This window comes from Aromatoleum tolulyticum, assembly GCF_900156155.1.
Taxonomy (GTDB): domain Bacteria; phylum Pseudomonadota; class Gammaproteobacteria; order Burkholderiales; family Rhodocyclaceae; genus Aromatoleum; species Aromatoleum tolulyticum.
The window spans coordinates 228,090-240,523 of sequence record NZ_FTMD01000007.1 but is presented as its reverse complement, the minus strand read 5'-3'; the positions used below and the strand labels follow the sequence as shown (position 1 = coordinate 240,523).

The window sequence follows — 12,434 nt, the reverse complement described above, 5'->3', positions numbered from 1 at the left end:
TTCGCTTGACAAGACCGGGACGGCGACCGTCGGCGGCGCGTCCGCACCGTAACAGTGCCATCGCGGCGATGAGCGCGGCCGCAAAAGGGAACCCCGGCGGGGTGCGCAGTGCGCGTCCCGGCCGGGGTTCGGGTACCGCCGCAGCTCGCTCAGGCGCCGGCGCGGATCTTGCGGCTGTGCTCGTGCACGGTGTCGACCAGCACCGACACGGACTCGGGCGGCGTGAACTGCGAGATGCCATGACCGAGGTTGAAGACGTGGCCGGGGTGGTTGCCGAAGGAGTCGAGCACGCGCTTGGTCTCGCGCGCGACGGCTTCCGGCGGCGCGAACAGCACGTTGGGGTCGAGGTTGCCCTGCAGCGCGACCTTGTCGCCGACGAGCTTGCGCGCGCGGCCGATGTCCATGGTCCAGTCGAGGCCGACGGCGTCGCAGCCGATGTCGGCGATGCTCTCGATCCACAGGCCGCCGCCCTTCGTGAACACGATGTTCGGCACGCGCTCGCCGTCGCGCTCCTTGATCAGGCCGTCGACGACGCGCTTCAGGTAGGGCAGCGAGAATTCATGGTAAGCGGCCTCGGACAGCACGCCGCCCCAGGAGTCGAACACCATCACTGCCTGCGCGCCGGATTCGATCTGCGCGTTGAGGTAGGCGACGACCGAGTCGGCGGTCACGCTGAGGATGTGGTGCAGCAGGTCGGGGCGCGAATAGGCCATCGCCTTGACCTTGCGATAGTCGTCCGACGAGCCGCCTTCGACCATGTAGCAGGCCAGCGTCCACGGGCTGCCGGAGAAGCCGATCAGCGGCACGCTGCCGTTGAGCGCGCGGCGGATCTCGGCGACCGCGTCCATCACGTACTGCAGTTCGGCGTGCGGATCGGGAATCGCGAGGTTGCGGATCTCCCACTCGTCGCGCAGCGGACGCTCGAAGCGCGGCCCCTCGCCTTCGGCGAAGTACAGGCCCAGGCCCATCGCGTCCGGCACCGTGAGGATGTCGGAGAACAGGATCGCGGCGTCGAGGTTGTAACGCGCGAGCGGCTGCAGCGTGACCTCGCAGGCCATCGTCGGGCTCTTGCACAGGTTCAGGAAGCTGCCGGCGCGCTTGCGGGTTTCACAGTACTCGGGCAGGTAGCGCCCCGCCTGCCGCATCAGCCACAGCGGCGTGTATTCGGTCGGCTGGCGCAGCAAGGCGCGCAGGAAGGTGTCGTTCTGCAGGCGGGTCACGGTTACGTCCTCAAATCTGCCCGGTGCGGGCGCAAACCGCAATTATCCGCGTTTTCCGCCGTCATGCCGACCCCCGGCGGCGGAGCGGGGCATTTGCCCCGCCGCGGTCGCGATCAGATCGCGAAAGTCAGCGCGCCGGCCGCCGCCGCGAGGCCGCCCAGCGTCCAGCGCAGCGCACCGGTCGAGCGCACCGCGAAAAACGCGCTGACGAGCGTGACCAGGGCCGACGGCAGGTGCTCGGCGCCGGACGAGAACATGTGCGCGAGGCCCGGCACGAGGCCGTGATCGCCGTGCGCCAGGAGCGGGCCGGCGGAGAGCGTGAGGACGATGGCGATGGCGGTGCGGAGCGGCTTCATGACGATATCCTCGGGATGCGTGTCGCGGGTTACTGGATCAGCCGAGGTCGAAACAAGTTGCGTGCCAGCGGACGGGAGTGCGGCCGCACTGGAGGCCGGCATCCGCCGCCGGCAAGTTGCATTCCGGACGGCAGGCCCGGGTGGTCAGAAGCTTTCCACCGGCGCCGACGCCGACGGGTGCCGCAGGCCCTGCCGCCCCGCGGCAGCGGCGCGCCGGGGCGACCGGGCCGCGGACCGACGCGCGTTCAGCGGCACACCAGCACTGGAATGGTGCAGTGCGCGAGCACCTTGTTGGTCTCGCTGCCCAGCAGCAGCGCGTTGATGCCGCGCCGGCCGTGCGAAGCCATGCAGATCAGGTCGCAGCCGCGGCTCTCGGCGGTGTGGATGATCACGCGATGGGGCGCCTCGCTGCTTTCGAGGACCGCGTCGGCGTCGATCCCGGCCTCGCGCGCGCGGGCGAGCGCGGCGTCGAGGATGCGCTGGCCGTGCGTGGCGGCTTCGCGGGCGAAGCGGCGCGACTTCTCGGGATCGTAGTGGCCGTCCTCGCCGAAGTTGGTCACCGGGAACGGCGCTTCGGCGATCGCGTTGAGGATGGTCAGGCGCGCGCCGAGGTTGCGGGCAAGCCCGATCGCGCGGTCTAGGGCCTGGTCGGACAGCGGCGAGCCGTCGGTGGGGACGAGGATGTGCTGGAACATGGTGCGTCCTTGGGATGAGAGGTTACTGGGTGCCGCGTGTGACCGTTGTTCGCCCACCGGCAACGAACTGCCGTTCGGGCTGAGCCTGTCGAAGCCTTGCGGCTGCCCTTCGACAAGCTCAGGGCGAACGGACGTATTTGATCGGGTCAATGGCCGCGCTAGTCGCGCGCGGCGCTCCCGCCCGCGGTATCGACCGCGAGCTCGCCCGCCGCGTCGCCGTCGCCGGACTGCCGCTGCGCGAGCCAGCCGCCGAGCGCGACGACGAACAGCGCCCCGACGGCCGAGCTCAGGTAGTGCAGCCAGCCCGGCAGGTGCTCGACGTACGGCTTCACGACCACGTCGCCGACCAGCATGCCGCCGGCGATCCAGCCCAGCAGCGCCGCGCCCAGCGTGATCACGGCCGGGAAGCGATCCATCAGCTTCAGCACGAACTTGCTGCCCCACACGATGATCGGGATGCTGACGACGATGCCGAACACCACGAGGCCGAGGTCGCCCTTGGCCGCGCCGGCGACCGCGATCACGTTGTCGAGGCTCATCACCGCGTCGGCGACGACGATGGTCTTGATCGCGCCGAGCAGATGCGTCGAGCCCTCGACGTTGCCGTGGCCGTCCTCGTCCTCCGGCTGCATCAGCTTGACGCCGATCCACAGCAGCAACAGCGCACCGACGACCTTCAGGAAGGGCAGCGCGAGCAGCTGCAGCGCGAAGAAGATCAGCACGATGCGCAGGCCGATCGCACCAACGACGCCCCATGCGATGCCCTTGTTGCGCTGGTGCTCGGGCAGCTTGCGGCACGCCAGCGCGATCACGACGGCGTTGTCGCCGCCGAGCAGGATGTCGATGGCGATGATCTGCAGCACGGACACCCAGAAGGCGGCGTCCATCATGGTTTCGAACACGGTCATTACTCCTCAGATCGGTGAATGGTGGCCAATCGCGTTCGCCTGCATGCGGCGCACGAGGCGCCATGCCTGCGGCACGATCACGACCAGCACGGTGATCGCCAGCACCGTCGCCGAGATCGGCTGGGTCACGAAGATCGACAGGTCGCCCTGGCTGATCGCGAGCGCGCGGCGGAACTGCTGCTCCGACAGCGGCCCCAGGATCAGGCCGACGAGCACCGGCGCGACCGGGATGTCATAGCGGCGCATCACGAATCCCAGCAGGCCGATGCCGTACAGCAGCGCAAGATCGAACCACGAGTTGCGGATGCCGTAGGCGCCCATCGTCGCGAAGATCAGGATGCCGGCGTAGAGCAGCGGTCGCGGGATCGCCAGCAATTTTACCCAGACCCCCACGAGCGGCAGGTTCAGTGCGAGGAGGATGACGTTTCCGATATACATGCTTGCAATCAGGCCCCAAATCAGCTCTGGTTGCGTGTCGAACAGCAGCGGACCGGGCTGCAGGCCGTACTGCTGGAATGCGGCGAGGATGATCGCGGCGGTCGCGGTGGTCGGCAGGCCCAGCGTCAGCAGCGGCATCAGCGTGCCGCTCGCGGAGGCATTGTTCGCCGCTTCCGGCCCGGCGACGCCTTCGATCGCGCCCTTGCCGAACTCGTCGGCATGCTTGCTGAGCTTCTTCTCCGTCGCGTACGACAGGAAGGTCGGGATCTCGGCACCGCCCGCGGGGATGCAGCCGAACGGGAAGCCGAGGGCGGTGCCGCGCAGCCACGGCTTCCACGAGCGCTTCCAGTCCTCCTTGCTCATCCAGATCGAACCCTTCATCTGCTCGATGATGTCGGCGCCGCGATTGAGGTAGGTCGCCACGTACAGCGTCTCGCCGACCGCGAACAGACCCACCGCGACGACGACGATGTCGAGGCCGTCGAGCAGCTCCGGCACGCCCAGCGTGAAGCGCGCCTGGCCGGTCTGGCTGTCGAGGCCGATGAGGCCGATCGTGAGCCCCAGGAACAGCGCCGCGAGGCCGCGCGCGGGCGAGGCGCCGAGCACCGCCGACACCGTCACGAAGGCCAGCACCATCACCGAAAAGTACTCGGCCGGGCCGAACTTCAGCGCGACGTCGACCGCGAAGGGCGACACGAAGGTCAGCAGCACGGTACCGATGGTGCCGGCGACGAAGGAGCCGATCGCCGAGGTCGCGAGCGCCGCACCGGCGCGGCCGCGCTTGGCCATCATGTTGCCTTCCATCGCGGTGACGATGGTCGCCGACTCGCCCGGCGTGTTGAGCAGGATCGAGGTCGTCGAGCCGCCGAACATCGCGCCGTAGTAGATGCCGGCGAACATGATCAGCGCGCCGGTGGGATCGAAGCCGGCGGTAGCCGGCAGCAGCAGCGCCACCGTCAGCGCGGGGCCGACGCCCGGCAGCACGCCGACCGCGGTGCCCAGCGTGACGCCGACGAAGCCGAGGAACAGGTTCTGCAGGCTCAGCGCGACGGCGAAGCCGGAGAAGAGTGCGTTCAATGTTTCCATCTCAGCCTCCGAACGGGCCGGCGGGCAGGCTCAGGCCCAGGCCGCGCGTGAAGAGGAAATACACGATGGTCGACAGCACGACCGCGATCCCGAGGTCGCGCACCGGCTTCTTGCTGCCGAAACCGCGCGCGACCAGCACGAAGAGCAGCGTCGAGGCGAGGATGAAGCCGGCCCAGCCGATCAGCACCATGTGCAGCACCACGCCGGCGCTGATCAGCAGGAAGCCCATGCGATCGGGCGCGGCATGCGTCTCGGCTTCATCCGGCATCGCGCGCCAGCCGCCGGAGAGCGCCTGCCACGCGAGCCAGGCGCCGCACAGCATGAGGCCGGTGCCGATGAGGTAAGGGAAGAGGCGCGGGCCGACCTGCGCATAGCCCTGCGTCTCGGCGATGCCCTGGGTCTCGAAGGCGACGAAGCTGCCCAGCGCCAGCAGCACGAGCGAGATCAGCAGCTCGCCGGCGTCGATGCGTGCGCGCGTGCTCATTTCTTCACCAGCCCGAGGTCGGTGACGAGCTTGAGCACGGTCTTCTGCTCGGCCTCGACGTAGTGGCGGAACTCGTCGCCGACCATCAGCATGTCGACCCACTCGTTCTTCTCGAGCGTCGCCTTCCACGACTCGCTCTTCGCCATCTGCGTCAGCGCCTTCACCAGCTCGTCGCGCTGCGCGTCGCTGATGCCGGGCGCCGCCATGATGCCGCGCCAGTTCACGAACTCGACGTTGATGCCCTGCTCCTTCAGCGTCGGCACATCGATGTCCTTGACGCGCGCGGGCGCCGTGACCGCCAGCGCGCGCAGCTTGCCTGCCTTGATCTGGCCGGCGAACTCGTTGAAGCCGCCGAGGCCCACGGTGACGTGGCCGCCCAGCACCTGCGCCAGCACCTCGCCGCCGCTGCCGAAGGCGACGTAGTTGAACTTGCCCGCCTCGCCGCCGATCGCCTGCACGATCATGCCCGCGGTGAGCTGGTCGACGCCGCCGGCGAAGCCGCCCGCCCACGACACCGCGGCCGGATTCGCCTTGTACGCGGCGACGAGGTCGGCCATGGATTTGAGCGGCGAGCTCGCCGGCACCACCAGCACCTCGTATTCGCCGGTAAGGCGCGCGATCGGCGTGACGTTCGACAGCGTGACCGGCGACTTGTTGATGAACACCGCCGACACCATGCCCTTGCCGCTCGCCATCAGCGCGCCGCCGTCGCCCTTGCTGCCGTTGATCAGCTGCGCGAGCCCGATCGTGCCGCCCGCGCCGGTGACGTTGTTCACCTGCACGCGCTCGGCGAGCTTATTGGCCTGCAGCGCCGCCTGCACCGCGCGGCCGAGCTGGTCGTAGCCGCCGCCGGGCGCGGCGGGCACGAGGATCTTGTAGTCCGCGGCGCAGGCCAGGGTCGTGGCGCCCGCGAGGGCGAGGCCGGCGAGGGCCGTCCTCAGCGCGCGGCCGAGGCCGGCGCCGATGTCGTGATGTCGCATGTCGAGTGTCTCCGGATGAGGTCCCGCGGGCCGCGGCGGCGGTGCAGGAGCGGCGCGGCACCCCGATACCGTTCGGGCTGAGCCTGTCGAAGCCCTTCGACGAGCTCAGGGCGAACGGACGGGGTTGGCCGCAGCGTTGATGGTCGGTCGGTCCCGGCTTACGGCTTGACCATGCCGAGGTCGGTCACCAGCTTGGTGATGCGCGCGACGTCAGCGTCGAGGAACTTCTTGAACTCGGGGCCGGTGAGGTACATGTCCTGCCAGTCGTTGCGCTTCAGCGCGTCCTTCCACGAATTCGACGTGACCGCCTTGTCGAGCGCGGCGACGAGTTCCTTCTGCTGCGCCTCGCTGATGCCGGGCGCGGCGAAGATCGCGCGCCAGTTCACCATCTCGACATTGACGCCCTGCTCCTTCAGCGTCGGCACGCTCTCGCCGGGGATGCGCTCGGCGCCCGAGACCGCCAGCGCGCGCAGCTTGCCGGACTTGATCTGCGACTGGAACTCGCCGAAGCCGCTGATGCCGGCCGCGACGTGGCCGCCCATGATCGCGGCCTGCGCCTCGCCGCCGCCCGAGTAGGCGATGTAGTTCACCTTCGCCGGATCGACGCCGACCGCCTGCGCGATCAGGCCCGCGAGGATGTGGTCCGAGCCGCCCGCCGAGCCGCCGCCCCAGGCCACGGAGCCCGGGTTGGCCTTGAACTGGTCGATCAGCTCCTTGAGGGTCTGGATCTTCGAGCTCGCCGGCACGACGACGACCAGCGTCTCGCCGGAGAGGCGCGCCAGCGGCGTGACCTGGGTCAGGTTCACCGGCGACTTGTTGGTCGCGATCGCGCCGACCATCACCATGCCGCCGACCAGCGTCGCGCCACCGTCACCCTTCGCGCCATTGACGAACTGCGCCAGCCCGATCGTGCCGCCCGCGCCGCCCTTGTTGTCGACGGTGACCTTCTTGGCGATGCCTTCGGCGTTGATCGCCGCCTGCAGCGCACGCGCGGTCTGATCCCAGCCGCCGCCCGGATTGGCCGGCACGAGGATCTTGACGCTGTCGAGCGCGAACGCCGGGGCGCTGGCGACGAAACCGAGGCCGAGCGCTGCGGCGACGAGGGTGGTTTTGACGATGTTGCGGATCATGCTTGTCTCCTCCTTGATATCGGACCGGTCGCTCCGGCCCTGCATGGAGACGGACGATACGGAGAAGGGCTTTCGATTCGCTTTCAGCGGTCGACAGCTTCGCGCCGGGGGTGTCGGGCTGCGGGCGCGACGAGGAAAGCGCCGGTTGGCGCAGGGTCCGCGGTGCGCCGCTTACGCTTGCGCAACCTCGTCCGCGCGGCGCGGAAACTCGACTTCGACCTGCAGCCCGCGTCCGCCCGGTGCATCGGCGAGCCGCACTTCGCCACCGTGCGCGAGCGCGATCTCGCGCACGATCGCGAGCCCCAGGCCGCTGCCGTCCGGCCCGCCCTGGCCGAGAATGCGGTAGAAGCGCTGGAACACCTTGTCGCGCTCGGCGAGCGGGATGCCCGGCCCCTCGTCGCTCACCGCGAGCACGACGTGCCCGTCCGCGGTGCCGGTGGCGACGACGACCTGCGTGTCGGGCGGACTGTAACGGATGGCGTTGTCGACGAGGTTCGCGACGAGCTCGCGCAGCATCGCCGCGTTGCCGGTCATCGGCGCCGCCCCCGTCTCCTCGAAGGCGAGCTCGATGTGCTTCTTCAGCGCCACCGGCACGAGCTCCAGCGCGACCTCGCGCGCGATCGCGGTGAGATCGACCGGCGCCTGCTCCTGGATCAGGCCGTTGGCCGGCTCGGCGCGCGACAGCGACAGCATCTGGTCGGCCATGCGGCGCGTGCTGCGGATCGTCGTCAGCAGGCTCTCGAAGATGCGCCGCATCTCGCCCGGGTCGCCCTGGCGCGCGCCGAACTCGGCCTGCGTGCTGAGCACCGCGAGCGGCGTGCGGATCTGGTGCGCGGCATCGGCGAGGAAGCGCCGCCGCGCCGCGAGCATCGCCGACAGGCGTTCCATGTGGTGGTTGATCGCGCCGATCAGCGGCTGCACCTCGCTCGGCACGTTGCCGGTGGGCACCGGCGTGAGGTCGTCCTCGGCACGGCGCTGCACCGCGTCGCGCAGCTCCACGAGCGGGCGGAACGCGGAGCCCAGCGCCAGCGCCAGCATCAGCGCGCCCAGCCCGACGAGCAGCAGCTGGCGACGCAGGCTGTCGAAGAAGAGTTCGCGGGCGAGTGCGATGCGCGACTCGGTGGTCTCGGCGAACACGATCGTCACCGCGTCGCCACCCGCGAGCGCCGGATCGTACAGGCGCTTCTTCATCGCGCCGATGCGCACCTCCTCGCCGCGGTACGGCATCTCCGCCAGCAGCAGCGTGCCGTCCTCGGCCGGCGCGCGCGGCGCGAGAAGGTCCTCGTAGCCGGTCACGAGGCGCCCGTCGGGGGCGAACACCGCGTAGAAGATGCGCTCCTGCACGCCGGCCTCGAACACCTCGAAGGCCGAGTACGGCACGTCCACGGTGATCTCGCCCTCGAGCGAATGCACCTGCTCGGCGATCGCGCGGATCGACGCGGTGAGCGAGCGGTCGTAGGCGCGGTTGACCGCCTGGCGCGCGCCCAGCCAGGACAGCACGGCGTTGATCGCGAGCAGGATCAGCAGCGGCGGCAGCAGCCAGCGCGCGACGCGCCCGCGCAGGCTCAGCGACGCGCGCATGCCCGCCCGCGCCAAGCCTCAGTCACCGCCCGCCTCGCCGATCAGGTAGCCCAGCCCGCGCAGCGTCGTGACGACCGCGCCCGAGCCCTCCAGCTTCTTGCGCAGGCGGTGCACGTAGATCTCGATCGCCTCCGGGCGCGCCTCCTCGTCGAAGCTGAACACCTTCTCGAACAGCGCCTCGCGCGCAAGCGGGCGGCCCTGGCGCGCGATCAGCGCCTCCAGCACCGCGAGCTCGCGCGGCGTCAGCGACAGCGGCTTGCCCTCGACCGTCGCGAGGCGCGAGTTGAGGTCGAACTCCAGCCGGCCGATCTTCACCGTCGGCACGAGGTTGCCCGCCCGGCGCAGCAGCGCCTTGATGCGCGCCTCCAGCTCGGTGAGCTCGAACGGCTTGGGCAGGTAGTCGTCGGCGCCGAGGTTGAGGCCCTTCACGCGGTCCTCGGTCGCGCCGCGCGCGGTGAGGATGATCACCGGCGTGGTGCGGGTCGCATCGCGCCCGCGCAGGCGGCGCAGCACCTCCAGGCCGTCCAGCCCGGGCAGCGACAGATCGAGCACGACGAGGTCGTAGGGCTGGGTGAGCAACGCGTGGTCGGCGTGGTCGCCGCGGTGCATCACGTCGACGGCGTAGCCCGCCTGCACCAGCGCCTTGGAAACCCATTCCGCGAGTTCGGTATGATCCTCTACGAGCAGCAGGCGCATCGGCTGAAAGTGATTCGAAAGCTGTTGGAAAGATCATCGTGCCGCAAACGAGCGCGGCGTGCAAAACCACCGCGGAGCGCTGCATTCCGCCGCAAGGACCCCGACTTGAGCACATTCCTGCCCCGCCTGCTCCGCCCCGTCGCGCTCGCGTGCGCGTGCGTGCTGACGGCCACGGGTGCCCGCGCGGAGCGCGACGATGCGCTGTACGCGGCGGCGATCCGCGAGGGCCAGGTGATCGTCCATGCCGCGACCGACGAGCGCATCGCGCGCCCGCTGATCCGCGACTTCGAGCAGCGCTACCCCGGCGTGCGCGTGCACTACGAGGACCTCAACAGCGGCGAGCTGTACCGGCGCTTCGTCGCCGAGGCCGCGCGCGGCGAACAGGCCGACATCGTGTGGAGCTCGGCAATGGACATGCAGGTGAAGCTCGTCAACGACGGCTACGCCCAGCCCTGGCGCTCCGCCGAGACGGCCGCGCTGCCGGACTGGGCGGTGTGGAAGAACGAGGCCTTCGGCACGACCTTCGAGCCCGTCGCGATCGCCTACAACCGCAAGCTGCTCGACCCCGCCGACGTGCCCACGACGCATGCCGAGCTGCTGCGCCTGCTCGCCCAGCAACCGGAGCGTTTCCGCGGCAAGCTGGCGACCTACGAACCGTCGACGTCCGGCCTCGGCTTCATGCTGCACACCCAGGACGTGCTCGCGAACCCGGTCGTGTTCTGGAAGCTCGCCCAGGCCTTCGGCCGCACCGGCACCGCCACCCTCGCCTCGACCACCGGCATGCTCGACCGCATCGCCTCCGGCGAGGCCCTGATCGGCTACAACGTGCTCGGCTCCTACGCGCTGCTGCGCGCCCACGAGGACCCCGCGATCGGCGTCGTGCTGCCGCGCGACTACACGCTGGTGCTGAGCCGCATCGCCTTCATCTCGCGCGGCGCGCGCCATCCGAACGCCGCGCGCCTGTGGCTGGACCACCTGCTGTCGCGCGAGGGGCAGCAGCTGCTCGCACAGAGCCCCGGCTTCTTCGCCGTGCGCGACGACGTGCCCGACGACGCCGCGGCCGCCGAGCTGCGCCGCCAGCTCGGCGGCGCCTTCCGTCCGATCCCGATCGGGCCCGGCCTGATGACCTACCTCGATCAGGTCAAGCGCCGCGACTTCCTGCGCAAGTGGCACCACACGCTGTTCCCCGCGCCCTGATTCCCGGCTGAACCCGGTTCTTCGCATCTTCACCTGCATGACGAGCCCGCTCGCGGTAGCGGTCCCGGGGGACGTCGAAACGAAAAGCCCCCGGCGCCGGGAGTCGCTGCGCCGGGGAAAGGAACGCGCGGGGCACGCGCGAAGAGGAGAAGGGGCGTGGGCCTCAGAAGCGGTGACGGATGCCCGCCATCACGACGCGCGGATCGTCGCCGGCATCGGGCGTGAGGTTGCCGAGCGCGTAGTTGGCGTCGTCCTTGTTGCTGAGCTGCGAATACGCGGCATACAGCGTCGTGCGCTTGGACAGGTCGTGCATGTAGTACGCCGACCAGCCCTGCGCGTCCTCGGCCGCGGCGTCGTTGCGCTCGTCGCGCTTGGCGTAGCTCAGCGCGATCGTGTCGCTGGCGGTGACGCGGATCTCGGCGCCGACGTCGAAGGTGCGCGCCTTGCCGCTGCCGACCGAACCGCTTTCCCTGTCCTGGGTGTAGGCGAGGTAGGGCTTCACGACGCCGAAGTCGTAGGCGAGGCCGCCGCCGGTCGTGCGCACGCGGCCGCCGGTGGCGTTGCGATACACGCTCTGCGTCGTCAGCGAGGCCGCCAGCGCGCCGTTCTTGTACAGCGCGGTGATGCCGTGGCCGTTGCCTTCCTTGAGCGCGTCGCCGTTGCCGCTCTTCTCCCCCAGCCAGTACCCGAGATCGAACTCGAGGCCGGCAAACGTCGGTGAACGGTACTTCACCATGTTGTCGAAGCGCGTCTCGTAGGCCGGCTTGATGCCGCCCGTCTTGCGCGTCAGCAGGCCGACGCTGCGGTCGGCCGAGCCGGTGGCGTCGAAGGGGTCGAGGGCGACGAAGGCCGGCGAGTACTGGCGGCCGAGCGTGAGGCGGCCCCAGCTGGCGCTTTCGAGGCCGACGAAGGACTGGCGCCCGAACAGCCGGCCGCCCTGCTCCGCGGTGCCGGTCGAGGGGTCGAAGCCGCTTTCGATGGTGAAGATCGCCTTCAGGTCGCCGCCGAGCGCCTCGCTGCCCTTGAATCCCAGGCGCGAGCCGTTCAGTTCGCCGTGATCGACGCCGGTGCGTTCCTTGTCGCCCGCCGTTTCGCGCGCGAGGTTGAGATCCAGCAGCCCGTAGATCGTGACGTTGGACTGCGCCAGCGCCGCGAACGGCATGGCGACGGCCGCCGCGATGGCCGCGGCGATGATTTTCTTGTGCATTGTGCTCCTCCGGTTGCGCTCATTCGCCCTCGGCCACACCTGCGTGGCCGGGTGCAACGCATTCGACACGAACTCGCTTTCAGTCTGCTTTCTGCGCACGGAGCCGAACGCAGTCCGCGTTCAAAGCGCGGAGCGAACGCCGTGCGCGCCTACAGCGCGAAAGTCAGCGCGCCCGCCGCCGCCGCAACGCCGCCCAGCGTCCAGCGCAGCGCTCCGCTCGAGCGGACGGCGAAGAAGGCGCTGACCAGTGCGACGAGGGCCGCCGGCAGGTGCTCGACGCCGGACGAGAACATGTGCGCGAGGCCCGGCACGAGGCCGTGATCGCCGTGCGCCAGCGCCGGGCCGGCGACGAGCGTGAAAGCCAGGGCGGCAGCGATGCGGGGTAATGTCATGGCGATATCCGTGGAATGCGTTATGGGAGGTTACTGGATCGGCGAAGGTCGAAACAAGGTAGGA

13 protein-coding genes are annotated in these 12,434 nt (G+C 69.9%); 1 reads left to right on the top strand and 12 read right to left on the bottom strand.

Translation table 11 applies throughout. The features are described from left to right. Positions 1–149: 149 nt before the first annotated feature. The 10 genes from hemE to BW991_RS12660 all read right to left on the bottom strand — a co-directional run bounded on the left by hemE (position 150) and on the right by BW991_RS12660 (position 9,574). On the bottom strand, positions 150–1,220 hold the full coding sequence (gene hemE, locus BW991_RS12705) for a uroporphyrinogen decarboxylase (RefSeq protein ID WP_076602481.1): 1,071 nt from the start codon (positions 1,218–1,220) through the stop codon (positions 150–152). Positions 1,221–1,333: 113 nt separating this feature from the next. After that, entirely contained in the window at positions 1,334–1,576 is a 243-nt protein-coding gene (locus BW991_RS12700) for a hypothetical protein (RefSeq protein WP_076602480.1), read from the bottom strand. Positions 1,577–1,821: 245 nt separating this feature from the next. Beyond that, entirely contained in the window at positions 1,822–2,271 is a 450-nt protein-coding gene (locus BW991_RS12695; protein WP_076602479.1) for a universal stress protein, read from the bottom strand. Between the two features lie 158 nt (positions 2,272–2,429). Continuing rightward, positions 2,430–3,173: a TerC family protein gene (locus tag BW991_RS12690; RefSeq protein ID WP_076602514.1), complete on the bottom strand. Its 744-nt coding sequence runs from the start codon at positions 3,171–3,173 to the stop codon at positions 2,430–2,432. Between the two features lie 12 nt (positions 3,174–3,185). After that, positions 3,186–4,703 (bottom strand): tripartite tricarboxylate transporter permease, encoded by a 1,518-nt coding sequence (locus BW991_RS12685; protein ID WP_076602478.1) that lies wholly within the window; start codon positions 4,701–4,703, stop codon positions 3,186–3,188. 1 nt (position 4,704) lies between these two features. After that, the gene (locus BW991_RS12680) at positions 4,705–5,187 is read right to left on the bottom strand and encodes a tripartite tricarboxylate transporter TctB family protein (RefSeq protein ID WP_076602477.1); all 483 of its coding nucleotides are present in this window, start codon (positions 5,185–5,187) and stop codon (positions 4,705–4,707) included. Then, positions 5,184–6,167, bottom strand: coding sequence for a Bug family tripartite tricarboxylate transporter substrate binding protein (locus tag BW991_RS12675; protein WP_076602476.1), 984 nt, complete (start codon positions 6,165–6,167; stop codon positions 5,184–5,186). The genes BW991_RS12680 and BW991_RS12675 overlap by 4 nt, the downstream gene beginning before the upstream one ends. Positions 6,168–6,325: 158 nt before the next feature. Further along, complete coding sequence (locus BW991_RS12670; protein WP_088179609.1) at positions 6,326–7,297, bottom strand: Bug family tripartite tricarboxylate transporter substrate binding protein; 972 nt, start codon at positions 7,295–7,297, stop codon at positions 6,326–6,328. Positions 7,298–7,468: 171 nt separating this feature from the next. Next, positions 7,469–8,878 carry a sensor histidine kinase gene (locus BW991_RS12665; protein WP_076602475.1) on the bottom strand — a complete coding sequence of 470 codons (1,410 nt, stop codon included), beginning with the start codon at positions 8,876–8,878 and terminating at the stop codon, positions 7,469–7,471. A gap of 18 nt (positions 8,879–8,896) precedes the next feature. Next, positions 8,897–9,574, bottom strand: a complete 678-nt coding sequence (locus tag BW991_RS12660; protein WP_076602474.1) for a response regulator — start codon at positions 9,572–9,574, stop codon at positions 8,897–8,899. A 105-nt stretch (positions 9,575–9,679) separates the two neighbouring features. Here BW991_RS12660 and BW991_RS12655 point away from each other — a divergent pair, with 105 nt between their 5' ends. Further along, positions 9,680–10,771, top strand: a complete 1,092-nt coding sequence (locus BW991_RS12655; RefSeq protein WP_244551682.1) for an ABC transporter substrate-binding protein — start codon at positions 9,680–9,682, stop codon at positions 10,769–10,771. Between the two features lie 163 nt (positions 10,772–10,934). On the opposite strand, the gene BW991_RS12650 is transcribed toward BW991_RS12655, so the two are convergent. Further along, positions 10,935–11,978 carry a porin gene (locus tag BW991_RS12650; protein ID WP_076602473.1) on the bottom strand — a complete coding sequence of 348 codons (1,044 nt, stop codon included), beginning with the start codon at positions 11,976–11,978 and terminating at the stop codon, positions 10,935–10,937. Positions 11,979–12,127: 149 nt separating this feature from the next. After that, entirely contained in the window at positions 12,128–12,370 is a 243-nt protein-coding gene (locus BW991_RS12645) for a hypothetical protein (protein ID WP_076602472.1), read from the bottom strand. Between the last annotated feature and the right edge of the window lie 64 nt (positions 12,371–12,434).

Excerpts from the sequence above, each read along its gene's own strand:
- BW991_RS12685 (WP_076602478.1), bottom strand. The coding sequence starts at position 4,703 with ATGGAAACATTGAACGCACTCTTCTCCGGCTTCGCCGTCGCGCTGAGC.
- BW991_RS12695 (WP_076602479.1), bottom strand. The coding sequence starts at position 2,271 with ATGTTCCAGCACATCCTCGTCCCCACCGACGGCTCGCCGCTGTCCGAC.
- BW991_RS12645 (WP_076602472.1), bottom strand. The coding sequence starts at position 12,370 with ATGACATTACCCCGCATCGCTGCCGCCCTGGCTTTCACGCTCGTCGCC.
- BW991_RS12680 (WP_076602477.1), bottom strand. The coding sequence starts at position 5,187 with ATGAGCACGCGCGCACGCATCGACGCCGGCGAGCTGCTGATCTCGCTC.
- BW991_RS12700 (WP_076602480.1), bottom strand. The coding sequence starts at position 1,576 with ATGAAGCCGCTCCGCACCGCCATCGCCATCGTCCTCACGCTCTCCGCC.
- BW991_RS12665 (WP_076602475.1), bottom strand. The coding sequence starts at position 8,878 with ATGCGCGCGTCGCTGAGCCTGCGCGGGCGCGTCGCGCGCTGGCTGCTG.
- BW991_RS12650 (WP_076602473.1), bottom strand. The coding sequence starts at position 11,978 with ATGCACAAGAAAATCATCGCCGCGGCCATCGCGGCGGCCGTCGCCATG.
- BW991_RS12670 (WP_088179609.1), bottom strand. The coding sequence starts at position 7,297 with ATGATCCGCAACATCGTCAAAACCACCCTCGTCGCCGCAGCGCTCGGC.
- BW991_RS12660 (WP_076602474.1), bottom strand. The coding sequence starts at position 9,574 with ATGCGCCTGCTGCTCGTAGAGGATCATACCGAACTCGCGGAATGGGTT.
- BW991_RS12675 (WP_076602476.1), bottom strand. The coding sequence starts at position 6,167 with ATGCGACATCACGACATCGGCGCCGGCCTCGGCCGCGCGCTGAGGACG.